The 22,982-nt window shown below is 70.0% G+C and carries 20 protein-coding genes; 7 read left to right on the top strand and 13 right to left on the bottom strand.

Annotated elements, in window-relative coordinates; translation table 11 throughout:
* The first annotated feature begins 124 nt into the window (after window positions 1–124).
* Together OHA88_RS40395 and OHA88_RS40390 are read left to right on the top strand one after the other, a co-directional pair.
* Window positions 125–1,171, top strand: a complete 1,047-nt coding sequence (locus OHA88_RS40395) for a phosphatidylinositol-specific phospholipase C domain-containing protein (RefSeq protein ID WP_328629203.1) — start codon at window positions 125–127, stop codon at window positions 1,169–1,171.
* A gap of 203 nt (window positions 1,172–1,374) precedes the next feature.
* Complete coding sequence (locus OHA88_RS40390; RefSeq protein ID WP_328629202.1) at window positions 1,375–2,052, top strand: YoaK family protein; 678 nt, start codon at window positions 1,375–1,377, stop codon at window positions 2,050–2,052.
* Between the two features lie 163 nt (window positions 2,053–2,215).
* Here the strand turns inward: OHA88_RS40390 and OHA88_RS40385 are convergent, their stop codons facing one another.
* Window positions 2,216–2,476 (bottom strand): type B 50S ribosomal protein L31, encoded by a 261-nt coding sequence (locus OHA88_RS40385; protein WP_328629201.1) that lies wholly within the window; start codon window positions 2,474–2,476, stop codon window positions 2,216–2,218.
* Window positions 2,477–2,538: 62 nt separating this feature from the next.
* Entirely contained in the window at window positions 2,539–2,703 is a 165-nt protein-coding gene (rpmG, locus tag OHA88_RS40380; RefSeq protein ID WP_267007047.1) for a 50S ribosomal protein L33, read from the bottom strand.
* A gap of 645 nt (window positions 2,704–3,348) precedes the next feature.
* Here rpmG and OHA88_RS40375 point away from each other — a divergent pair.
* The gene (locus OHA88_RS40375) at window positions 3,349–4,791 is read left to right on the top strand and encodes a PP2C family protein-serine/threonine phosphatase (RefSeq protein WP_328629200.1); all 1,443 of its coding nucleotides are present in this window, start codon (window positions 3,349–3,351) and stop codon (window positions 4,789–4,791) included.
* Between the two features lie 174 nt (window positions 4,792–4,965).
* On the opposite strand, the gene OHA88_RS40370 is transcribed toward OHA88_RS40375, so the two are convergent.
* Complete coding sequence (locus tag OHA88_RS40370) at window positions 4,966–6,462, bottom strand: DNA-binding protein NsdB (RefSeq protein WP_328629199.1); 1,497 nt, start codon at window positions 6,460–6,462, stop codon at window positions 4,966–4,968.
* Window positions 6,463–6,693: 231 nt separating this feature from the next.
* Here OHA88_RS40370 and OHA88_RS40365 point away from each other — a divergent pair, with 231 nt between their 5' ends.
* Window positions 6,694–7,830 carry an aminoglycoside phosphotransferase family protein gene (locus tag OHA88_RS40365; RefSeq protein ID WP_328629198.1) on the top strand — a complete coding sequence of 379 codons (1,137 nt, stop codon included), beginning with the start codon at window positions 6,694–6,696 and terminating at the stop codon, window positions 7,828–7,830.
* A gap of 152 nt (window positions 7,831–7,982) precedes the next feature.
* Here the strand turns inward: OHA88_RS40365 and OHA88_RS40360 are convergent, their stop codons facing one another.
* Window positions 7,983–9,317 (bottom strand): N-acetylmuramoyl-L-alanine amidase, encoded by a 1,335-nt coding sequence (locus tag OHA88_RS40360; RefSeq protein WP_328629197.1) that lies wholly within the window; start codon window positions 9,315–9,317, stop codon window positions 7,983–7,985.
* Window positions 9,318–9,704: 387 nt separating this feature from the next.
* Between OHA88_RS40360 and OHA88_RS40355 the strand changes: the two genes are divergently transcribed.
* Complete coding sequence (locus OHA88_RS40355; protein WP_328629196.1) at window positions 9,705–11,918, top strand: terpene synthase family protein; 2,214 nt, start codon at window positions 9,705–9,707, stop codon at window positions 11,916–11,918.
* Here OHA88_RS40355 and OHA88_RS40350 read toward each other — a convergent pair.
* The 4 genes from OHA88_RS40350 to OHA88_RS40335 form a co-directional block, all read right to left on the bottom strand.
* Window positions 11,894–14,128: a glycoside hydrolase family 95 protein gene (locus tag OHA88_RS40350; RefSeq protein WP_328629919.1), complete on the bottom strand. Its 2,235-nt coding sequence runs from the start codon at window positions 14,126–14,128 to the stop codon at window positions 11,894–11,896. The genes OHA88_RS40355 and OHA88_RS40350 overlap by 25 nt on opposite strands.
* 307 nt (window positions 14,129–14,435) lie before the next feature.
* Entirely contained in the window at window positions 14,436–14,936 is a 501-nt protein-coding gene (locus tag OHA88_RS40345) for a hypothetical protein (RefSeq protein ID WP_030928952.1), read from the bottom strand.
* Window positions 14,937–15,007: 71 nt separating this feature from the next.
* The gene (locus tag OHA88_RS40340) at window positions 15,008–15,430 is read right to left on the bottom strand and encodes an ACT domain-containing protein (RefSeq protein ID WP_328629195.1); all 423 of its coding nucleotides are present in this window, start codon (window positions 15,428–15,430) and stop codon (window positions 15,008–15,010) included.
* 28 nt (window positions 15,431–15,458) lie between these two features.
* A complete protein-coding gene (locus OHA88_RS40335; protein ID WP_328629194.1) occupies window positions 15,459–16,109 on the bottom strand; it encodes a CGNR zinc finger domain-containing protein in 651 nt (216 codons plus the stop codon).
* Between the two features lie 52 nt (window positions 16,110–16,161).
* Between OHA88_RS40335 and OHA88_RS40330 the strand changes: the two genes are divergently transcribed.
* On the top strand, window positions 16,162–16,815 hold the full coding sequence (locus OHA88_RS40330; RefSeq protein WP_328629193.1) for a pyridoxine/pyridoxamine 5'-phosphate oxidase: 654 nt from the start codon (window positions 16,162–16,164) through the stop codon (window positions 16,813–16,815).
* A gap of 24 nt (window positions 16,816–16,839) precedes the next feature.
* Here the strand turns inward: OHA88_RS40330 and OHA88_RS40325 are convergent, their stop codons facing one another.
* The 5 genes from OHA88_RS40325 to OHA88_RS40305 form a co-directional block, all read right to left on the bottom strand.
* Window positions 16,840–17,082, bottom strand: a complete 243-nt coding sequence (locus tag OHA88_RS40325; protein WP_267007038.1) for a DUF397 domain-containing protein — start codon at window positions 17,080–17,082, stop codon at window positions 16,840–16,842.
* Between the two features lie 105 nt (window positions 17,083–17,187).
* Window positions 17,188–18,354, bottom strand: a complete 1,167-nt coding sequence (locus OHA88_RS40320) for a thiolase domain-containing protein (protein WP_328629192.1) — start codon at window positions 18,352–18,354, stop codon at window positions 17,188–17,190.
* Window positions 18,347–19,399 (bottom strand): thiolase domain-containing protein, encoded by a 1,053-nt coding sequence (locus tag OHA88_RS40315; protein WP_328629191.1) that lies wholly within the window; start codon window positions 19,397–19,399, stop codon window positions 18,347–18,349. The genes OHA88_RS40320 and OHA88_RS40315 overlap by 8 nt, the downstream gene beginning before the upstream one ends.
* Entirely contained in the window at window positions 19,400–20,344 is a 945-nt protein-coding gene (locus OHA88_RS40310; RefSeq protein WP_328629190.1) for a Zn-ribbon domain-containing OB-fold protein, read from the bottom strand.
* Window positions 20,345–20,359: 15 nt separating this feature from the next.
* Window positions 20,360–21,160, bottom strand: a complete 801-nt coding sequence (locus OHA88_RS40305; protein ID WP_328629189.1) for a crotonase/enoyl-CoA hydratase family protein — start codon at window positions 21,158–21,160, stop codon at window positions 20,360–20,362.
* 167 nt (window positions 21,161–21,327) lie between these two features.
* On the opposite strand from OHA88_RS40305, the gene OHA88_RS40300 reads away from it, so the two are divergent.
* On the top strand, window positions 21,328–22,956 hold the full coding sequence (locus OHA88_RS40300) for an acyl-CoA synthetase (protein WP_328629188.1): 1,629 nt from the start codon (window positions 21,328–21,330) through the stop codon (window positions 22,954–22,956).
* Window positions 22,957–22,982 lie beyond the last annotated feature (26 nt).

The raw sequence follows: 22,982 nt of genomic DNA, 5'->3' as shown, positions 1-22,982 counted from the left end.
TCGCTGTCGGACCCGAACGGCCGGATTCCGTACCCCTGCCCGTCACCCAACTCTCCTATCGTGCCTGTCGTTTGACGCGTTCGCATCAACGATGAGGGTGAGGGCCATGGGAGACGGACGGCACATGGGACACGGATGGCGTCGAGGGCTGACGACCGCGGCGGCCGGCCTGCTCGCTGTCGGACTGACCGCCGGATCTGCGCGTTCGGCCGACACGGGTGAGTCCGCCTACTCGGCGACCACCGGTGTCGGTGTGCACAACGCGTACGAGAAGGACACCTATCCCTACTTCGCCGACGCACTCGACTCCGGTGCGGCGCTTCTCGAGCTCGATGTGTGGACCAATGTCTTCGGCAGTTCCTGGCGGGTCTCGCACAGCAATCCGATCGGCAACGACAACAACTGCGAGAATGCCGCGAATGCGAGCCAGCTGCGCACCAAGGCGCGCAATCAGAACCTGGCAGGTTGTCTCGCGGACATCAGGGCCTGGCACGACGCGCACCCCGGGCACCGGCCGGTGGTGCTGAAGCTCGAACTCAAGGACGGTTTCCAGGCCAAGAACGGCCGGGGCCCCGCCCAGCTGGACACGCTGCTGTCCGACAAGCTCGGCAGCGCGCTGTTCCGGCCCGCCGATCTGGCCGGTGGCCATGCCACGCTCGACGAGGCGGTACGGGCCGGCGGCTGGCCCGCCCGGTCCGCGCTCGCCGGGCGCTTCGTCGTGGAGCTGATCCCCGGGACCGTCGAAGAGGGCAACCCCGCCGACACGCTGTGGACCGACCGGGAATACGCCACCCACCTCCGCGACCTCGCGGCGGCCGGGCGGCTGGGGAACGCGGCCGCCTTCCCCGCCGTGCACCGGGCCGAGGCCGGTGACCCGAGAGGGCGGTACACGGACGCGGGCATCCGGCCCTGGTTCGTGGTCTTCGACGGGGACGCCTCCACGTATGCCGGTGGGTCCATCGACACGGGGTGGTACGCCCTGAACCGGTATCTCGTCGTGATGACGGACGCCCACAATGTGGCGCCCGCCATCGACGGCACCAGCCCGACACAGGCACAGGCCCTCGACCGGCTCGCCCTGTTGGCGGGACGGCACGCAAGCATCATCACCGCCGACTGGCATGCGCTGACTCAGGTGCTTTCGACGGTCGCGCCACGCGCGGCGGGCTGACGGAGGCCGGCGGGGCCGGCGACGATGTCGTCCTCGTCCACCCGTCCTCGCCCCGGACGTTGCCGAGCGAGGTGGAGCGGTACTGCCGCCCCCGTCGGACGGTGCACCCTTCGGCGGCGGGTGTACCCACCGGCGCTGCGGAAGTTGTGGAGCCGCGCGAAGCGTATGTGCCTGTTGACCGAGTGGAACCCTAGGGTGGCTGCGTGTCCACTCCCATGGTGCCCACCGGCCGGTTCAGCGCGGATGCCGCGCGCGATCCGTGGGGCGAGTGGGCGCTGATACTTCTGTCCGCCGCGTCCGGGGCGGCGGATGCGTTCGTCTTCCTCTGTGTCGGCCAGGTCTTCGCCGGGGTGATGACCGGCAATCTCGTGCTGCTGGGCGGCTCCGCCGCCGGTGTCGGGGAGCACGGGGTCGCACTGCGCGTCGTCACCGCGCTCGTTGCGTACGGATGCGGGGTCGCGTGCGGCGCGTGGATGGGTGAGGAGCTGCGGTGGCGGCTGCCGATGATGCTGCTGGTCGAGGTGGTGCTGCTCACGGCGGGCGCCGTGCTGTGGGGGCTGGAGCTGATAACGTCCGACGGGGACCGGCTCGGACTGTTGGCGGTGATCTCCCTGGCGATGGGGATTCAGGGCCGGATCCGTGCAACGCCGACCAACTACTTCACCGGCACGCTGACGTCACTTGTCGGGCGGGTGGCGCTGCGGTCCCTGCGTGGCGAGGACGGCTGGGTGATGGGCCGGCTGATCGCTGTCGTGGCGGGTGCGACGGCGACCGCGTTGACGGTCCGGCTCTGGCCGGGCGCCGCTGCCTGGGTCGCCGCGGCGCTGGCGGCGGGTGCCCTGCTCGTCGAGGCGGTGCCGGGGCGACCGTCCCGGAGGTGAGGAACGGCCGGACAGCGAGAAGCCCCGGCCGGATCGGGGGAATCCAGCCGGGGCAGCTTGGGTGTGGGCGCTCAGCGCGTCATCCACATATAGGTGAACGATAAACCATCGCGCCCTGTTCCCCGGAATCGACACCGCCCACTGTGACGCGTCGCACGGGGCTTCACTGCCCGGAGGGCACCGTCGTTCCGTAGCGGCGCCGGAACTGCTCGATCCGGCCCGCGGTGTCCACCACCCGGTTGGTCCCGGTGTAGAACGGGTGGCTCGCCGACGAGGTCTCCACATCGATGACCGGGTAGCTCTTGCCGTCCTCCCACTCCACGCGCTGATCGGCGTCAGCGGTCGACCGGGTCAGGAAGGCGACCCCCGCGGCGCGGTCGCGGAAGACGACCGGGCGGGAGACGGGGTGGATGCGGGGCTTCATATGCGTTCCTTCCTTGGCATCACGAGTGGGGCGGACTGCCGTTGCCGGCCGTGTCCGACAGGTCAGCGTTCCTCGCGGAAGAGGACATGCTGCCCGGCGGCCGGGTCGAACTTGCGCAGGACCAGCCGGTCGGGGTTGTTGCGACGGCTCTTGCGTGTCACATAGGTCTGTCCCGTGCCGGCGGTCGACCTCAGAGTGACGACGGGGCGGGCTTCACTGCGTGCCATGGGCACCTCCGGACGCTGTCACCGACCCTCATCCCCTCCTTGTGGGAATGGGTGTCGTTTTCGTTCTGGTGCTGTAACGCGAGGGGGACGGGCCGCATTCCCGTCCCGGACACTCGCCCGGAGGGACCGGGATCGAGCGGTGATCCAGCCTTGAATGCCCGGCATCGAGGCCCGGCCCCAAGACGGACCGAGAAGATCCACCGTGCGCGCTCCATCCGGGCATCGACCTCCCCACCGTCGGGCCCTGCACCGGCCCCGAGACCGTGACCACCGTCGCGAGCGCCGCCGTGAACACGTGACGGACGGGCCCGCAGCCCGGCGAACCCGGGCCACGGTCCGACGGGGCGTCACCCCGGCAACGGAGGCTCCTCCGGCGCATATGCCCCTATCAGGTGCGGTGACCCGCGCAGGAACGGGCGCGCGCAGGCGTGCGGCGGGCCGCACGCGCCGGATGACTTGCATCAACGGCCGTGGGAAGCAAGGCTGTTCGAAGAACCGACGCTCTGCGCAGCCTGTGGCATATGCCAGAAGCAACACCGCATCGAGTGTTGCCAAACTACTTACGGGCTCCCGCCGCCTGTGCCACAGTCGTCTTCGGTCCACCCTTTCAGACCTGGTTGTGCCGCGCCTGTATCGGAGTACGAGATGCCGTCCCATCTGTCCGCGGACCGCCCCGCCCCACAGCCTCCCGAGCGCGATGCCGTCGACGTGTTGATCAACCGGACTCGTCGGCTGCGCGGAGATGTGGATGCCGTGCGGCGGGACGCGGCGCTGGTCGACGAGGACGATCCGCAGCTGCGCTGGCAGCGCGCGCTCTGTGAGCTGGCGGTCCATCATCTCGACGATCTCGGCACGCATCTGGGTCAGCTCAAGGAAGGACCGCCGCCCGGGACCGCGGAGCAGCCGGCACAGGACGCGGAGCGGGCGGAGCAGGAGCCCGCCACCGATCCGCAGGCCGGGTCGCTGCTGAGCCGGGTGGGCAGCGCCGAGTGGAATCTGCTGACCGACGAGGTCAGCTGGTCGGAGGAGCTGTTCGAGATCTTCGGCCGCCTCCCGGATGCGGGACCGCTGTCGCTCGACGAGCTTCCGTCCGTGCTGCTCCTCGAGGACCAGCCGCTGCTCACCACGCTGGTGACGGACTGTCTGGTCGACGGAAAGCCGATAGACGGCGAGTTCCGCATCCTGCGGGCCGACGGCCGGATGCGCACCCTGCACATGATGGGCGAGCCCGTTCTCGACGCAGACGGCTGCACCGCCTCCATGTGGGCCGTCCTGCGGGATGTCAGCGAGCTGCGGCGCAGTCAGCGCGTGGCGCGCCAGACCGGTGACACGCTCCGGCGCCAGCAGCACATGGCCCAGACCGAACGCCGGATGGCGGTAGAGCTCCAGGAGGCCGTACTCCCCGCATGGCGCGGCTCGCTGCTGCTCCCGCAGCAGGGACCCGGCGCACTGGATGTCGCGGCCCGCTACCTGCCTTCGCATGCCAGTGATCTGATCGGCGGCGACTGGTACGACGCGCTGGAACTGCCGGACGGCAGGACACTGCTCACGGTCGGCGATCTGACCGGTCACGGCATCCCGGCCACCTCGGCCATGGCGATGCTGCTGGGTGCGCTGCGCGGGATGGCGGTGGCGGGCATCGAGCCGGGCGCCCTGATGGGCCACCTCAACCAATTACTCGAAGCTTCGGTGCAGCCCGCGCTCGGCAGTGCGATGTGCTGCCGTTTCGACCCCGTGACCGGCACGCTCGCCTGGGCACAGGCCGGCCACCCCGCACCGCTGCTGTTCCGCAACGGAGCGGGACGACCTCTGCCGTCACCGGACGGGGTCCTGCTCGGCGCGGCCTCCTCGGTGGCGTACGAGCAGGACGAAGTGACCCTGCTGCCCGGCGATGTGCTGGTTCTGCACACCGACGGACTGACCCGCCGCAGCGACCGGGGTGCGGGCCCGGAGGCACTGCTCGCGCTCGCACCGCGCTTCGCCGAGGCGCGCACGGCACAGGAGTGCGTACGGACGGTCGTCGAGGAGTTCGGTGGCACCGAGCGCCTGGACGACGCATGCGTGCTGATCGCCCGCATCGGGGTGTAAGAGCCCGGGTCGGGATGTGGGCCCGGGTCGAGGTGTGAGACCGGGTCGGATCGAAGGGCACGAGTGCACAGCCGGTGCGACACAGCACAGGGACGCAGGTGGAAGCCGCCTGCTCGTGTCGTGCGGTGCCCGGACGGTGGGTGACCGGCGCTCAGTCGTCGCAGCGCCCCTGGATCAGATCTCCGAGCTTCTCGGCCGCTTGATCACGGAGCTCTGCGGCATCGCGAGATTGATCTCCTCACGCAGGTCCTCGATCTTCGCGTACCCGGCGAACTGACCTGTGAGCCGGTACATTTCGCGCAGCCGGTCCCAGGTTCGGTGCGAGGAGGTCTCCCCCATCGTCACCAGGGCGAGCCGCGCATATCGGTCGGCCTGCTCCGGGTCGTCGGCGATGAAGCACGCCGAGGCGAGCGAAATGTAGTCGAAGATCTTGGAGCGCTGGCGCCCGTTGGCGCGCAGTTCCAGGGCCTGCTTGGCGTGGCGCTGGGCGATGACGGCCACCGACGGCTCGTGCTCGGCGAGCGTGCGGAACGCCAGGGCCTGCATGCCGTGCAGGTCCGCCTCGTCGAACAGCTGCATCCAACTGGGCGGCGGCACATCGCCCTTGTCCGATACGAAGAGCTCCTCGGCCTTGCCGAGCGTACGCCGCATGGCCTGTCCCCGGCCCATGGACGCCTGCGCCCAGGCCTCGATGGTGTGCAGCATCGCCTGGGTGCGTGGCAGCACCATGTCCCCGGAACCGGACTTGGCGAGCTTCATCAGGTCCAGCGCGTCGTCGGGACGGCCCAGGTGCACCATCTGACGGGCCGCCCGGGAGAGCGCCTCGCCCGCGCGCGGGCGGTCGCCGCCCTCGCGTGCCGCATGGGCGGCGATGACGAAGTACTTCTGGGCGGTGGGTTCGAGGCCGATGTCGTGGGACATCCATCCGGCGAGCACGGCGAGGTTGGCGGCAACGCCCCAGAGGCGGCGCTGCAGATGGTCGGGGTGGCGGTAGGCGAGCATGCCGCCCACCTCGTTGAGCTGGCCCACGACCGCCTTGCGCTGGAGTCCGCCGCCCCGGGAGGCGTCCCAGGCGCGGAACACCTCGACGGACCGTTCGAGCGCTTCGATCTCCTCCGATCCGATGGGTGCGGCCTCGTACCGGTCGAAGCCGGCCGGGTCCGCATGGAGGGGGTCGTCGATCCGTGGAGCGTCGGCCGCCAACACGGGGTCGGTGTGCAGCCAGTCGTGCATGGGGCCGGTGATGGTCGATCCTGCGGCGAGCGCGGCGCCCGCGCTCACCAAGCCGCGTCGGTTGAGCATGAGGTCCATTCCCGTGAATTCGGTGAGGACCGCTGCCGTCCGTTCGGGCGCCCACGGCAGACCGTCGGGATTGTGTTCCGTCCCGACCTCTTGCCGCTTCCCCACACGCCCGCGCCGGCCGAACCCGAGGTCCTCGATGGTCACGACACGACCGAGTCGCTCGGTGAACAGGGCTGCCAGCACTTCGGGCACGGGATCGCGGGGGGACTCCCCCATGTCGATCCAGCGCCTCACGCGCGAGGTGTCGGTGGCCAGCTGCGGGTGGCCCATGGCCGCCGCCTGCCGGTTCACCATTCTCGCGAGTTCGCCCTTGGACCAGCCGGCAAGGCCGAACAGATCCGACAGACGGGTGTTGGGTTCTCCGGTCACGTCAAGCCCCCAGGTTCTCGGCTGAGTTGACAGTAACCCTCTGTCAGATGCCTTGCGACTATTCGCCAGGGTTCGCCAGGGTCCGCCAGATGGTCTGCCACCCGCGCACCGGTGTCAGGTAGGAAAGCGCCACCCCGCCCGGCAGCCCTAGGCACTCCCCAGGGTGCCGAACGGCCGCCGGCCGGGGCGGCGCACGCAACTTGTCGGCGCACGAAGGGATCTGTCTCGCCCATGTACACAGCATCGTCCTCCGTGTCCGCCCCGCCCCGGCCCCTGCGTCCCATGGGGGCGGGCGCCGGACCGTACCTCGCCCCGCATGCCGGTCCGTCGGCGCCCGGCACCGTCCGGCCCCGGCGGCCGGCGGGGCCGGGCGCCCCACTGCTCAGCGGGCGCCTGGATCTGTCCGGTCCGCAAGGCGCGCAGCTGAGGATGGCGATCGCCTCGGTGCACCGGATCTGCCCGGAGTTCAACCCGGTCCAGGTGCTGCGCCGCAGCGGGCGTTCGGTACTGCTCGTCGGCACCACCGGACGCACGACGGTGGTGGCGAAGTGTTTACTCGACCACTCCCCCGTCTGGTCGGAGCGGTTCCGCCACGAGATAGCGGCATACCGGGCTTTCGTCCGGCACCGTCCGCCGGTCCGGGTGCCGCGGCTCATCGCAGCGGACCCGGAGAACTGCACGCTGGTCATCGAGCGGATGCCAGGACGTGTGGCGGCGCTGACGAGGCACCCGTCGGAGGCTCCGCCCAGGGCCGATGTACGGGCCGCGCTCGGCGCGATCAGCCGGGTCAACGCCTGGCGACCGGCCGCCGGGTTGTTCGACGCCCAGCTGGACTACGCCTCACGCATCGCCCGCTATCACGAGCTGGGTCTCTTCACCGACCGTGATCTGGGTGACCTGCAGAAGCTGCTGCACGGCCTGGCGCATGCGGGCGGCCGTCAGGGCATGGGGCAGTTCTGCCACGGTGACGCCCTGCTCTCCAACATCCTGCTGTCGCCGACGGGTCCGGTGCTGGTGGACTGGGAGCACGCGGGCTGGTATCTGCCGGGGTACGACCTGGCGACGTTGTGGGCGGTGCTGGGTGACGCGCCGGTCGCGCGGCGGCAGATCAGCCAGCTGGCACAGGCCACGGGTCCGGCGGCGCGGGACGCGTTCCTGGTGAACCTGATGCTCGTACTGACGCGGGAGATCCGCACGTACGAGACGGCTGTGCAGCGGGCGATGCGGGAGACCACGCCCGCGGGCGGCGGTCAGGAGCGTCCGGGGGTGCTGTCGTCGGGCGAGGAGCAGCGGCTGCTGCTGCGCCGGTTGCACGACGACTGCGCGATGGCCCGGCGGGCTGTGCGTGCTGCGGTCGGCACTCGCTGACGCGGCTCCACAAGGGATGCGCGCTGCGGGTCCGGTGCCGACACACCGGGCCCGCAGCGCGCTGTTGCGTGCAGCCCCTCCGATAAATGCGGAGCGGGGGCGGGTTCGGGGGGCAGAGCCCCTGCAGGGCCCCGCCCGCTCGCCCCGAGCCGTCAACGCACCCGCACCACATCCACCTCCGACGCCTTAACGAACGCGATCCGGTGCCCGATCTGCACCGTCACGTACTTCTCCCCGCCCTTGAAGTACATGTGGTCCAGCGGATACGACGCATCGATCGTCGGCGCGTAGAAGAACCCGGTCGGCGCCTCGCCCCCGCCGGGGTACGACTGTCCGGCCTTGATGGTGTAGGGCAGTGGTGTTCCCACCCGCTGGTCCGCGAAGTCCGCCGGGTACTCCGACTTCTCCGGGTAGGCCACCCCGTACACCGGCACATCGGTACGGCCGGCCTTCGGCCGGACGACGTAGCCGGCGGTCGGCACGGTGGTCCGGGCTTTCGCGGGAGTCTCGAACCAGGCCTTCTGGCCGTACCACCAGATCGCCGTCCAACCGGGCGCGTGGTCTGCGACCACCGCCTGCTGAGTCGCGCTGATCTTGCTGCCCCAGTCGGCCGCGCAGTTCGTGCCGGGCGAGCCGTCGGTGTGCAGGCCCGGGTCGGAGAAGAGCGGTGCGTCGGCGGACGGTTCTGTGTGGAGCGGGACGGCGCTGCTGCCCTGAACCGGCAGGTCGACGTTCTTCTCACAGTCCCGGAACGCCTGCTTGTTGTCCTTGAAGCGGGGGCTGACGGTGACGAGCGGGCTGCTCTTCGGTGCGCTCGGCACGGTCGTCGGCTTGCCGAGCAGTGCCATGAAGCGGTTCCAGTCCCAGTACGTTCCCGGGTCCCAGTGCATGTTCTTGGTACCGGCCGCGCTGGTGGGCGGAACGCCGTCGTGGCCGATGATGTGCTGCCGGTCGAGCGGGATGTCGTACTTGGCGGCGAGATAACGCACCAGCTTCGCCGTCGAGTTGTACATCTCCGGGGTGTACCACTTGGCGCCCTCGACGGCGACACCCTCCTGCTCGATGCCGATGGAGTGGGTGTTGACGTACCAGTTGCCCGCCTGCCAGGCGACGTCCTTGTCCTTGACCATCTGGGTGACATGGCCGTCGCCCGAGCGCACCACGTAGTGGGCCGAGGTCTGCTTCAGCGGGTTCTGGAAGATCTTCAGGGTGGTGTCGAAGTCTTCTTCGGTGTCATGCAGAACGATGAATTTGATCTTGTTACTGTGTGGGCGGTCCGCGGTGTCGTAGTTGCCGTACGTCTCCTTGTCGGCCGGATCGCCGGTCTGCTGATAGGCCGCCGGGACCCAGTCGCAGTCGAGGCCGCGGGGACACTCGGGCCGCACCCCGTCCGCTCCGGCCTGCGCCGCGGGAGAGAGCAGCGCGAGACTCAGGGCGCCGACGGTGGTCAGGGCGAGCGTGAGTCTGGTCCTCTGCTTGGACGTCATGACAACCCTTCTTGGAACTGCGCGCTTCGAAAGTCGTACGTGATCCGATGTCACTTTTCGGCTATGGGCGCACACTCTGTGACCTGAGGTGATAGCGCGTCAAGAGCACAAGGAGGGTTGTCGGACGAGCCACTGGACCAGACCACTGGCAGGGGCTCTGACCTGCGAAGGTCAGGAAGCAACGACTGTGTGGCGGTGGGGCGTTACCTGAGTTTTACGGAGCGGACGGGCCTGCGCCGCGGTCCGTCGGCACCCCGCATACACGCGTACCTTTTGTGTGACTAATTCCTGGTGTGCGTGCCCCGGACGGCCGAAGGGTAGTGCTCGCGCGGACACGAAAGGTCCGCGCGAGCCCCGCGCGGAATTCCTCGGAAAGGCCGGACGCACATGGCTCAGCCCTTCACCCTGCCGGACTTCTATGTTGCGTATCCGGCGCGGCTCAACCCCCATGTCGAGGAGGCGCGACAGCACACCAAGTCCTGGGCGCGCAGCATAGGGATGGTGGAAGGGTCCGGCATCTGGGAGGAGAAGGATCTCGACTCCCATGACTACGCGCTGCTGTGCGCGTACACCCACCCCGACTGCTCGGCGGAGGCCCTGTCACTGGTCACCGACTGGTATGTGTGGGTGTTCTTCTTCGACGACCACTTCCTGGAGCTGTTCAAGCGCACCCCCGACCGGGAGGGCGGCAAGCAGTATCTGGACCGGCTGCCGGCGTTCATGCCGATGGAACGAGGGGCGCGGACACCCGAGCCGACGAACCCGGTCGAGGCGGGGCTGGCCGATCTGTGGGAGCGGACGGTGCCGAGCATGTCCGACGCCTGGCGGGCCCGGTTCGCGGAGGCGACCGAGAACCTGCTCAACGAGTCGCTGTGGGAACTCGCCAATATCAACGAGGGCCGCATCGCGAACCCCGTGGAGTACATCGAGATGCGCCGCAAGGTGGGTGGCGCGCCATGGTCGGCGGGGCTCGTGGAGTACGCGGCGGGCGCCGAGGTCCCCGATTCGGTGGCCGACGAGCGGGCGCTGCGGGTGCTGCGGGACGCCTTCTCCGACGGTGTGCATCTGCGCAACGACCTTTTCTCGTACCAGCGGGAGGTCGAGGACGAGGGCGAGAACAGCAACGGTGTGCTGGTGCTGGAGACGTTTCTGAACTGCTCCACCCAGGAGGCCGCCGAGGCGGTGAACGATCTGCTGACCTCACGGCTCCAGCAGTTCGAGAACACCGCGCTCACCGAACTCGGGCCGCTGTGCGCGGCGAAGGGGCTCGATCCGACGGAGACCGCGGCGGTGCTCGCGTACGTCAAGGGGTTGCAGGACTGGCAGTCCGGCGGCCATGAGTGGCACATGCGCTCCAGCCGCTACATGAACGACGGCGGGGCGGGCGAGGCCGCCGTCGGCTTCGGTATGTCCGCCGCGTCGATCCGCTTCACACCGCGCTCGGAGCCGGCCCGGCTGCGCAGCCACACCCATGTGCCCTACCGGCACGTCGGCCCGTCACTGCTGCCCGAATTCGACCTGCCGTTCGGTACGACGCTCAGTCCGCATCTGGACGGGGCGCGGGTCCGGCTCGTCGACTGGGCGCGCCGGATGGGGATCCTGGAGGCGCAGCCGGGGGTGCCGGGCTCGCACATCTGGGACGAGGAGCGGCTCGTCGCAATCGATCTGCCGTTGTGCGCGGCGGGTCTGCACCCGGACGCGACGGCGGACGAGCTGGATCTCTCCTCGGGATGGTTGGCCTGGGGTACATACGGCGACGACTGGTTCCCGGTGGTGCACGGGCGGGCCCGGGACCTGGCCGGGGCGCGGCTGGCCAATGAGCGTCTCTCGCTGTTCATGCCGCTGGACGGCTCCGCGACGCCGGAGCCGGTCAATGCGCTGGAGCGCGGTCTCGCCGATCTCTGGCAGCGGACGGCGGCCCCGACGGACGACCGCGCGCGGCGCGCGTTGCGCACGGCCATCGAGTCGATGACGGCGAGCTGGCTCTGGGAGCTGGCCAACCAGGCACAGAACCGCATCCCGGACCCGGTGGACTACATCGAGATGCGGCGGCTGACGTTCGGTTCGGACCTCACGATGAGTCTGTGCCGGCTCGGTCACGGCAAGAAGGTGCCGGAGGAGATCTACCGCAGCGGCCCGCTGCGCTCCCTGGAGAACGCGGCGTCGGACTATGCCGCGCTGCTCAACGACCTGTTCTCGTACCAGAAGGAGATCGAGTACGAGGGTGAGGTGCACAACGGCGTCCTGGTCGTGCAGAACTTCTTCGGGGTCGACTATCCGACCGCGGTGGCGATCGTGCACGACCTGATGAACTCGCGGCTGCGCCAGTTCCTCCACGTCGCTGAGCAGGAACTCCCGGTCCTGTACGACGACTTCGGGCTGGACTCCGAGGCCAGGGAGATCCTGGCGGGTTACGTGGAGGAGCTCGAGCACTGGATCGCCGGCATCCTGATCTGGCACCGGGACTGCCGCCGCTACCGCGAGGGGGACCTGCGGCGGGGCTCCGGCACCCCGTGGCACCTCAGCGGTCCCACGGGGCTCGGTGTCTCGGCGGCGCGGGTCACCGCGCTGTTCGCTCAGCCCTCCGCCACCAGCGTGTAGCGGCCGCCCGCGCGGGCCTTGAAGGTTCTTTCGCCGCTCGGCCACAGGGAGCTGCGGACGGTCACTTCGCGGCTTCGGCCCGCCGTGATCACCACACGGCGGGCCTGCCCGTCGGACCATTCGATGTCGACGGTGAATCCTCCGCGGGCGCGCAGCCCGCGGACCGATCCCTCAGGCCAGCCGGCCGGGAGGGCGGGGAGGATCTCGATCACGTCGTACTGGCTCTGCAGCAGCATTTCGGCGATGCCCGACGTGGCACCGAAGTTGCCGTCGATCTGGAACGGCGGGTGAGTGTCCCAGAGGTTGGGGAGGGTGGAGCTCTTCAGTTGTTCCGCGAGCATCTTGTGGGAGTGGTCGCCGTCGCGCAGCCGCGCCCAGAAGTTGATCTTCCATGCCTTGGACCAGCCGGTGCCGCCGTCGCCACGCGCTCCGAGAGAGACCTTGGCCGCCTCGGCCCAGTTGCTGCCGGGTTCGATCTGCCGCCCGGGATGGAGGGCGAAGAGGTGCGACACATGACGGTGGTCGTCGGCAGGGTCGTCCCGGTCGGTCTTCCACTCCTGGAGCTGTCCCCAGGAGCCGATCCGCAGCCCGGGGTCGAGCCGGTCGAGGGTCGTCCGCAGGCGGCTGCGGAAGGCGGGGGCGTCGCCGAGCGTGCGGGCGGCCTCCAGGGTGTTGGTGAGCAGATCATGGACGATCTGCTGGGACATCGCGGCGCCCGCGGTGAAGTCGCCGTGCTCGGGAGAGTAGCTGGGGGTGACGACGAGCAGCCCGTCGCGCGGGTCGGTGCGCAGATTGGCCAGCCAGAACTCGGCGGCTTCCTTCATCGCGGGATAGGCGGTGGAGCGCAGATAGCCGGTGGAGCCGCTGAACCGGTAGTGCTCGTACATCTGCTGGGTGAGCCAGGCGGCGGCCTCGGGGAACCAGAAGGCGGTCGACCAGTCGTGGACCCCGGTGAAGCCGTACGGATTGGTCTCGTTGTGCACCACCCAGCCGGCCGTCCCGAACATCTCCTTCGCTGTCCGGCGCCCCGGCGCGCGCATCGCCTCGATGTAGCGGTCGTACGGTGCGGTGGTCTCGGCCAGGTTGGTGACCTCGGCGAGCCAGTAGTTCATCTGGAGGTTGATGTTGCTGTGGTAGTCGGCGGACCACGGCGGGGTGGTGGAGTTGTTCCAGACGCCCTGGAGGTTGGCGGGCAGCGAACCGGCCCGCGAGGAAGCGATCAGCAGGTAGCGGCCGTACTGGAAGAAGAGCGCTTCGAGCGCCCGGTCGGCGGGGCTCGTTCCGCCCGTGTACCGGGCCAGCAGCTGATCGGTCGGCAGGTCGGGCAGCTGCTGGCCGATGTCGAGGGCGACCCGGTCGAAGAGCGTCCCGTGGTCACGTACATGGGCGGCCCGGATCTTCTCGTACGACGTTCCGGCCGCTTCGTCCACCGTGCGGGTGACCGTGTGGTGCGGGTCGTCGCCCCGGTAGGCCGGATAGTGGTCGGCGTAGTCGGTGGCAGCGGCGAGGACGAACCAGGCGCTGTCGGCATCGGTGACGGTCAGCGTGCCGTCGGGCCCGGCGGTGACGCGGCCGCCACTCGTGCGGACCCGGATCTGGGCTTCGAAGCGCAGCCCGTTGTCCTTCAGCGCGCCCCGTACGGTCAGCCGGTCTCCAGCTGCGGTCGCGGTGAAGTCGCTGCGCGGCGAGGTGTAGCGCAGGGTGAAGGAGACCCGTCCCGGGCGGTCCGCTCCGAGCCGCCCGGCGATGACGCTGCCGGGGTGGGAGACGAAGAACTCCCGGGTGTGGTGGACGTCCTGGTGGGTGTAGGTGACGGTGGCGAGCGCCGTCCGCAGGTCGAGGGCGCGTCGGTAGGAGGCGTCGGGGGCGGCCGGGGCATTCGGCAGATCGAGCAGCAGGTCGCCGAAGACCTGGTAGGCGCCGTAGCCGCGGCGTGCCTGGCCGAGCTCCGCGGCGACCGAGTCCGGATCGATCGCACCCTCGCTGTCGAGGCGTTGCTGCACTGCGGTGAGGGCGCCCGGTCTGGGGGCGGTCCAGTTCCCGAAGTCGTAGCCCTGGGCGGAGCCGGGGCCGCCGGTCCACAGCGTCTTCTCGTTGAAGGTGAGCCGTTCCGAAGCGAGCGTTCCGTGGACGCTCGCGCCCAGGGCGCCACCGCCGATGGGCAGTGACTCGCGTTCCCAGTCGGCGGCGGGGGCCCGATACCAGAGCACCGGGTCCACCAGTGTCCTGGCCCCCTCCGGCCCCTGCGATCCGGGCGATTCATCGGAGGTAATGGCGGCAGCCGCCGTTCCGGCGAGTGCGGGAACTCCCAGCGCCAGGGCACCTGTTGCGCCGATGGCTGTCTTCACTGTGGTGCGTCGCGTCATCCCGGGTGTCATGACGCACGACGCTAAAGGTCCGACGACTGCTCGGACAAGGTGCATGACAAAGCAGCCTCTTGGACAGAGGCTGCGCAGGGTTGGACAAAAGTGCCCCGCGGCCGTCCGGATCGGTGCGGACGGCCGTGGCAGGGACGTTTCAGCCTTGCTGGAACAGCTCGGCGGGCAGTGGCTTCAGCAGGGTGTACAGATCATCGGTGATGGGCCGGTCCCAGCTGGCGATGGTGACGAGCACCCCGTCGCTGCGGTCGAACTGGACGCAGGAGATCCGGGTCTCGGAGAGCTTCACCCGGCGGACGATCAGCAGGTTGTCGCCCTGCATCACCGGCATGTCGTCGGTGCCGGTCACCTCGACCGGCTCGTCGTTCTCCAGCGCGAGCAGCAGCTGGGCGACCTCGAACGGGACCTGGCCCTCCTCGGTCTCGCGGGCGGGCGAACCCTCCGGGAGATTACCGATGATCATCGCGGGGCCGCGGCCGCCGAACAGGTCGTACCGCAGGAAGACACCCTGACAGCTCCCGTCGGGTGCGGGCAGCAGACCGGCGCCGAGGTTTCCGGGCCAGTCCCCCGGGTCCATGGCCAGGACGTCGAAATCCGGGCCCGCGGGTGTGGCGGCGCTACGGCGGCGGAGGAAGGACATGCAGCCATGTTACGTGTCCCGGCTCACGTTGCGGAGCCGGGCCCGCGCACGTCGGACCGCCGACCGGCGGGTCAGGGCATGTCCGGCGCATCCTGGCCGGACTCCGCGGCCAGCGCCTCCAGGACACCCACCGCCTCGGTACCGCGTCCGTGTGGGACGAACAGGTGGTCGTGGTGGTAGCCGGCCACCACATTGCAGCTCACCCCTGCGTCGGTGAGAGCGAGCGCCACGGCGGCGGTGAGCCCCACGGCGTCCAGCGCGGAGTGGACGCGCAGGGTGATCCAGGCCGCGACATAGTCGTACGTCAGCCCTGCGGCGACGGCTTCCTCCTCCGGGAGCACCAGGGTCAGCCCTTCGCACTCGGTGACCGTCACCACGGGAGCGACACCGGTGGGCGCAGCACCGTCGGGCACCGTGGTGAAGACGTACCGGCCGGCGTTCAGCTCCGGCCTCATACCGCTCAGCAGGGTTCGCAGGTCGCGCTCACCAGTCATGATCACCACGCTACGGGGGTTCACCCGGCTACGGGTGCGACGAGCGGTGCCGCTCATGGTGGCGGGCCACCCGGGCGCGGTTGCCGCAGGAGGGCTTGCACCACTCCTGGCGGGGATGCTCCTTGATGAAGTAGCGCACGCACCGTGGGGCGTGACAGGCACGCAGTGCGGCGCGGTCCGGTCCGGCGAGGAAGCCGATCAGGGCGCGGGCCAGAGCGGCGGGCAGGGCGTCCTTGAGCCGCGCTGCGCCGGCCGGGTGGTGGGAGGCGAGGGGGTCGCCCGCGTCCGGCCAGTCCAGACGCGGGACGGTCGGGACAGCTGCGGCCGCGGCATTGAGCCGGTCGAGTGCCTCGGGTACGGGCATCAGGTGCCGGGCGTCGGCGGGACTCGGTTCGTCGGGACGTACGGCGTGCGCGAAGAGCGCCCGGACGGCGGCACGCAGGGACCGTACGGCAGCGAGGCTCTCGTCGTCGGCCTCCCAGGCATCGACCGCCGGGACATCGGCCGGCGCGGAGTCGGCCGCCCGGCCGCCGGCCCCCGGGACGGGCCCGAACAGGCCGGGCCGTTCGCGCACCCAGGCGGTCAGCCCCTCCGGGGTGCCGAGGTCGTCGGCGACACCGCCCCGTCCGTCGTGGCGGACGGTGAGGGCCAGGTCGAGGGCGAGTCGGGTGTCGGACATGAGGCTAATGGTAGCGTCGACCATAACCATTAGGTACGGGGGAGGAACCGGCATGACCGAGCTGCGTCAGTTGCTGCGTGACATCGAGGTGTTCCAGGGCGAGTTGCCCGCATTCGATCCGCGGACCGCCCCTGACACGCCCGTGGAACTGTTCACCGAGTGGCTGCTGCACGCGCTGGACTCCGGGGTCCGCGAGCCGCACGCGATGACTCTGTCGACGGCGGGTACCGACGGGAATCCCACCGCCCGCACGCTGATCCTCAAGGACGTATCCGTGCAGGGCTGGCAGTTCGCTTCGGACGCGGGCAGTGTCAAAGGGCGCGATCTCGCGGACCGCCCGTTCGCCGCGCTCACCTTCTACTGGCCGCAGTCGGCCCGCCAGGTCCGGGTGCGCGGCCCCGTCGTCGCCGACGGCGCCGAGCGGAGCGCCGCGGACTTCCTGGCCCGTGGACCGGGGGCCAGGGCGGAGGCGCTGCTCGGACGGCAGAGCAGCCCGCTGACGGATCTCGCGGTACGTGACGCGGCGGTACGTCAGTCGCTCGCCCGGGTGGAGCGGGAGCCGGATCTCGTGGCGCCGGGATGGACCCTGTACTCGGTGCGGCCGCAGACCGTGGAGTTCTGGCAGGGCGACGGACAGCGCAACCACACCCGGCTCAACTATCGCGTCACGGACGCCGGTTGGGTGCGCGAGCTGCTGTGGCCCTGAGTCCGCTCCACGCGGGCCGCGCCGTCAGGTGAGGTCGAACTCGCCGTCGCGGGCGTTGACCACGAAGGCCCGCCATTCGGCCGGGGTGAAAATCAGCGAAGGGCTGCCGGGCTTACCGGCGTTGCGCATCGCGATGAATCCCTCGACGAAGGCGATCTGGACATCCCCGGCACCCTGTGTGCCCGACTGCCAGTCGGCGTTGCTGAGGTCGAGGTCCGGCTTGTCCCAGCCGGCAAAGGTCTGCTGGGTGGTGGTGCTCTCCGCCACGTCGGCTCCTCCCACTAGTCGTCCCGGCCAAAGCCTAGCCACCGCGGGCGGTCCCGGACAGGCCGCGGCCAAGGCTTGCTCGGCCGGCCCGGGACGACGCTCGCCTCAGGTACGAGGAGGCTCGGCTCCGACCAACCACATGGAGAAGAACTGCGCCCCGCCGCCGTACGCGTGGCCGAGCGCCTTGCGGGCGCCCGGCACCTGGTGTTCGCCCGCCTGTCCGCGTACCTGCAGGGCCGCTTCGGCGAAGCGGATCATGCCGGACGCGCCGATGGGGTTGGTGGAGAGCACGCCGCCCGAGGGATTCACCGGCAGGTCGCCGTCGAGTTCGGTGACCCCGGATTCGGTGAGCTTCCAGCCCTCCCCCTCGGCTGCGAAGCCGAGATTCTCCAGCCACATCGGCTCGTACCAGGAGAACGGGACGTACATCTCCACGGCGTCGATCTCCCGGCGCGGGTCGGTGATCCCGGCCTGCCGGTACACATCGGCCGCACAGTCCTTGCCCGCCTGCGGCGAGACGAAGTCCTTGCCGGCGAACAGGGTCGGTTCACTGCGCATCGCGCCGCCGTGCACCCAGGCGGGCGGGTGCGGCGAACGGCCGGCGCCCGTCCGGTCGGTGAGGATCATCGCGCACGCGCCGTCCGAGGACGGGCAGGTCTCGGAGTAGCGGATCGGGTCCCAGAGCATCGGTGCGGCCTGGACCTTCTCCAGGGTGATGTCCGGGTCGTGGATGTGCGCGTACGGGTTCTTGAGCGCGTTGCGCCGGTCCTTGTAGGCGACGAGGGAACCGACCGTGTCGGGCGCCCCGGTGCGGCGCATGTACGCGCGCACGTGCGGGGCGAAGAAGCCGCCCGCGCCCGCGAGCAGCGGCTGCTGGAACGGGATGGGCAGCGACAGACCCCACATGGCGTTGGACTCGGACTGCTTCTCGAAGGCCAGGGTGAGCACGGTGCGGTGCACCCGCGCGGCAACGAGACCGGCGGCGACGAGCGCGGTGGAACCACCGACCGAGCCCGCGGTGTGCACGCGGAGCATCGGTTTGCCGACCGCGCCGAGGGCGTCGGCGAGATAGAGCTCCGGCATCATCAGGCCCTCGAAGAAGTCGGGTGCCTTGCCGATGACGACGGCGTCGATGTCCGCCCAGGTCAGGGCGGCGTCCTCCAGCGCGCGTACGGCTGCTTCGCGGACGAGACCGGCGAGGGAGACGTCCCGGCGGGCGGAGACATGCTTGGTCTGGCCGATGCCGACGACGGCCACGGGCTCCTTAGACATGGGTGGTCTCCCCTTCGAGGACGGCGACCAGATTCTGCTGCAGACAGGGCCCTGATGTGGCATGGGCGAGCGCCCGGTCGGACTCGCCCCGGTGGATACGGGCCGCGGCCTCGCCGAGCCGGATCAGTCCGGCGGCCATGACGGGGTTGGCGGCGAGCGCACCGCCGGACGGGTTGACGCGGACACTGTCATCGAGCCCGAGCGCCTTGCGCAGCACGACCTCCTGGGAGGTGAACGGGGCATGCAACTCCGCTGTGTCGACGGGCCGTTCGAAGGCCCCGGCCCGTTCGGCGGCGAGCCGGGCCGACGGCGATTCGGTCAGCTCCCGCACTCCGAGGCTGTGGGCCTCGATGCGGTGGTCGATGCCGCGGATCCAGGCCGGGCGGGTGCACAGAGAGCGCGCGGTGTCACCGGCGGCGAGGACCACGGCTGCGGCGCCGTCGCCGACCGGCGGGCAGTCGCCGGTACGCAACGGCCGGACGACATAGTCGCCGGCCGGGACGGAGCCCGCGAGCTGTGCGTGCGGGTTGTCCACGGCGGCGGTGCGGTTGCGGGCGGCGATCGAGGCGAGGGCGGCCTCGTCGGCTTCGCCCGCGTCGATGAGCGCCTGGGCCTGGAGTGCGGCGAGTGCCACGGAGTCGGGCCAGAGCGGGCCGACGTAGTACGGGTCGAGCTGGCGGGTGAGGACGTCGCGCAGCTCACCGGGCGAGGACTTCCCGTAGGCGTAGACGAGGGCGGTGTCGGCCTCGCCGGTCCGGAGTTTCACCCATGCCTCGTACAGCGCCCAGGCACCGTCCATCTCCACATGGGACTCGGAGATCGGCGGGTGGGCGCCGACGCCGTCGAGGGCCATGGTGAAGGAGAAGGCGCGGCCGGCGAGGTAGTCGCTGGATCCCGAGCAGGTGAAGCCGATGTCGCGCGCCCTGAGGCCGGTCGCGTCAAGGACCTGATGCAGGACCGGCATGAGCATTTCGACCTCGGAGAGTTCGTCGGTGCGCCGAAGATGGTCCGTCTGCGCGAAGGCGACGATCGCTACGTCTCGCATCTAGAGCAGCTCCTTGTACGCGTCGTAGTCGGCGTCCGGCTCTCCGGTGGGCCGGTAGTGGTCGGGGTGGCGGCCGCCCTCGGTCCAGACGGGCTCGACCCGCAGGCCCATCCGCACCTGGTCGTACGGGATGCCGCCGATCCGTCCGTGCAGGGCGAGGTCGGCGCCGTCGAGGGCGATGTGGGCGTAGACGTACGGGACCTCGATGTCGAGGTTCTTCGCCTTGATGTTGACGATGCAGTACGTGGTGACGGTGCCGCGCGGGCCGACCTCGACCTGTTCGGCGGTGGCTACACCACAGGTGGGGCAGGCGCCGCGGGGCGGGACGTACACCTTGCGGCAGGACGGGCAGCGCTCGCCGACGGTGCGCTGCTCGGAGAGGGCGTTGAGGTACGCGCTCTGGGCACGGCCGGGGCTGTACGTGTAGTCGAGGCGGGCCGGCGTGACGATGCCGGTGACAGGGTCGGCGAACTCGCCGCTGTGCGGGGTGCTTTCGCCCGTTGCCTCGCCCTCGTACGGTTCGAAGCAGGCGATGTCCGTGATGGCACCGGTCCGCTGCGGGGCCCAGCGGATCCGGACCCGCATGCCGGTGTGCACGGCTTCGGGTCCCGGTGCGTCGAGGACATGGAGCAGGGCGGTGTCGGCCCCGTCCAGCTCGACCAGCACCCAGGCGAACGGGGTGGCCAGGGGCTGGTCGCGGCGCGGGGCCGGGTTCCAGGCCCAGGTGGTGACGGTGCCGGTGGTGGCGACCTCGGTCAGTTCGTGCAGCTCCTCGGCGGTGACGGGGTCGTACTCGACGGGCGGGACCAGGACCTTTCCGTCGCCGGTCCGCACGCCGAGCACGGTTCGTTCGCGCAGCCCGGTCAGGAAGGCGCTCTGGACCGGACCGAGGGAGCGGGTGAAGGGGAACTCGACCACCAGTGGTGCGCTGAGGACGTCGGGCACGGTTGTCTCCTTGACTCAGGCGCGCCGGTAGACGGGCGGGCGCTTCTCGGCGAAGGCGCGGGCGCCTTCCTTGGCGTCGGCGGTCTCGAATACCGGCCAGCCGCGCTTCAGCTCGGCGGCGAGCCCCTCGGTCTCGGTCATTTCGGCGGTCTCGTACACGGAGGCCTTGACGGCCTCGACGGCCAGCGGGCCGCAGGCATTGATCCGCTCGGCGACGTCGAGGGCCTGTTCCAGTGCGGTGCCGTCGGGGACGACTCTGCCGATCAGCCCGATGCGGGCCGCTTCGTCGGCGCTGTACGGGCGTCCGGTGAGGAGCATTTCGAGGGCATGGGTGCGGGCGATCTGGCGCGGCAGCCGTACCGTCGAGCCGCCGATGGGGAACAGTCCCCGCTTGACCTCGAAGAGCCCGAAGGTGGCGCTCGCACCGGCGATACGGATATCGGTGCCCTGCAGGATCTCGGTTCCGCCCGCCACGCAGTACCCCTCGACGGCGGCGATGACCGGCTTGCGGGGGCGGTGATGGCGCAGCATCGCCTTCCAATGCAGATCGGGGTCGGCCGTCATCCGGTCCCGGTACTGCTCTCCCTCCATCCCTTTGCCCGCGAGGGCCTTGAGGTCCATGCCCGCGCAGAAGGAACCCCCTGCGCCGGTGAGGACGACGGAGCGGATTCCGTCGTCCTCGTCCGCGGCCAGCCAGCCGTCGTACAGCCCGACCAGCATCGGCAGCGAGAGCGCGTTCTTCGCCTCCGGCCTGTTCAGGGTGAGCACCAGTGTGGCGCCTTCGCGCTGCACGGTGAGGTGTTCCGTACCACCCATTGCCTGCCTCCCGTCTCCAGATCTAGAACAGGTTGCAGTAGGTGGGAGCCCAGTTCAATAGTTTTCTGACAGTCAGTCAGATTTCTTCGGCGGCGCCTCTTCCCAGTTGTGCCGGTCGGCGCTCTAATGACCGCCGGACCACTCAGCATCCGGGGTCAGGAGGAACGGTGGAGTACAACCTTGCCGACCTGTTCGAGTCGGTCGTCGACGCGGTCCCGGATCGCGAGGCGCTCGTGTATCTCGACCATCCCGGTACGGGTGCCGAGCGGCGGCTCACCTACGCGGAGCTGGACGGCGCCGCCAACCGGATCGCCCACCATCTGATCGACGCAGGTCTGGCTCCCGGCGAGCACCTCGGGCTCCACCTCTACAACGGCATCGAGTACCTCCAGACCGTACTGGCCTGTCTCAAGGCACGCATCGTCCCGGTCAACGTCAACTATCGGTATGTGGAAGACGAGTTGGTCTATCTCTACCGGGACGCGGATCTGGCGGCCCTGGTCTTCGACGCCGAGTTCGACGAGCGGGTCGCGGCCGCCGCGCCGAAAGCGCCCGGGCTCCGCCATCTCGTACGAGTCGGTGCGCCGGCGGCGGGCGCCCCGGGTCCGGATGCCGTGGCGTTCGCCGACGCCGAGGCGGCCGGCGATTCCGGGCGCGGCTTCGCGCCCCGATCGGCCGACGACCAGTTCATCATCTACACCGGTGGCACCACGGGCATGCCCAAGGGCGTGATGTGGCGCCAGGAGGACCTCTTCTTCTCCGGTCTCGGCGGCGGCGCGCCGACCGGCGACCCGGTGAAAACCCCGCAGGAGCTGGCCGAGCGGGTCGCCGCGGGCGGCGAGGGCATCACCTTCTTCCCCACTCCCCCACTGATGCACGGAACTTCGACGCTGACCGCGTTCATCGGGTTCAACTTCGGGCAGCGGGTCGTCGTCCACCGCAAGTTCGTCCCCGAGGAGGTGCTCCGTACGATCGAGAAGGAGAAGGTCACCAGCGTGTCGCTGGTCGGGGACGCGATGCTGCGACCGCTGATCGATGCGCTGAGGGGGCCACTGAAGGGCACCGACTGTTCGGCACTGTTCTCCGTCTCCAGCTCGGGCGCGATCATGTCCGACTCGGTGCGCGCGGAGTTCCAGTCGCTGGTGCCCACCGTGATGCTGCTCAACAACTTCGGCTCGTCGGAGTCCGGCTTCAACGGCACCGCTACGGCCGACTCGGGGCCGGAGAACGGGTTCCGCATCCAGGTCAACTCCCGTACGGCGGTCGTCGACCCGGCGACGTACGAACCGGTGGCGCCGGGCGAGCCGGGCCGGATCGCCCAGCGCGGCCACGTGCCGCTCGGCTACTACAACGACCCCCGCAAGACCGCGGAGACGTTCTTCCACAAGGGCGGGGAGCGATGGGTGCTGCTCGGCGACATGGCCACCGTCGACGCGGACGGCATCGTCACGGTCCTCGGCCGCGGCTCGCAGTGCATCAACACCGGGGGCGAGAAGGTGTACCCGGAGGAGGTCGAACAGGCGCTCAAGTCCCATCCGGACGTGTACGACGCGCTGGTCGCCGGGGTGCCCGACGAACGGTGGGGAAACCACGTCGCGGCAGTGGTGCAACTGCGGGAGGGAGCGGCCGAACCTTCGCTCGACGAGGTCCAGGCGCACTGCCGGACCCGTCTCGCCGGATACAAGATCCCCCGGCAGCTGGTGATCGCCCCACGGATCCAGCGCTCGCCCAGCGGCAAGGCCGACTACCGGTGGGCCCGCTCGATCGTCGCGCCCGGCCGCGGACCGCATGCCTGAACGCACCTCCTCGTACCCCGGCCCGA

The sequence above is a fragment of the Streptomyces sp. NBC_00353 genome (assembly GCF_036108815.1).
Taxonomy (GTDB): domain Bacteria; phylum Actinomycetota; class Actinomycetes; order Streptomycetales; family Streptomycetaceae; genus Streptomyces.
The sequence above is the reverse complement of the archived record's forward strand: the minus strand, read 5'-3'. Positions and strand labels throughout refer to the sequence as shown.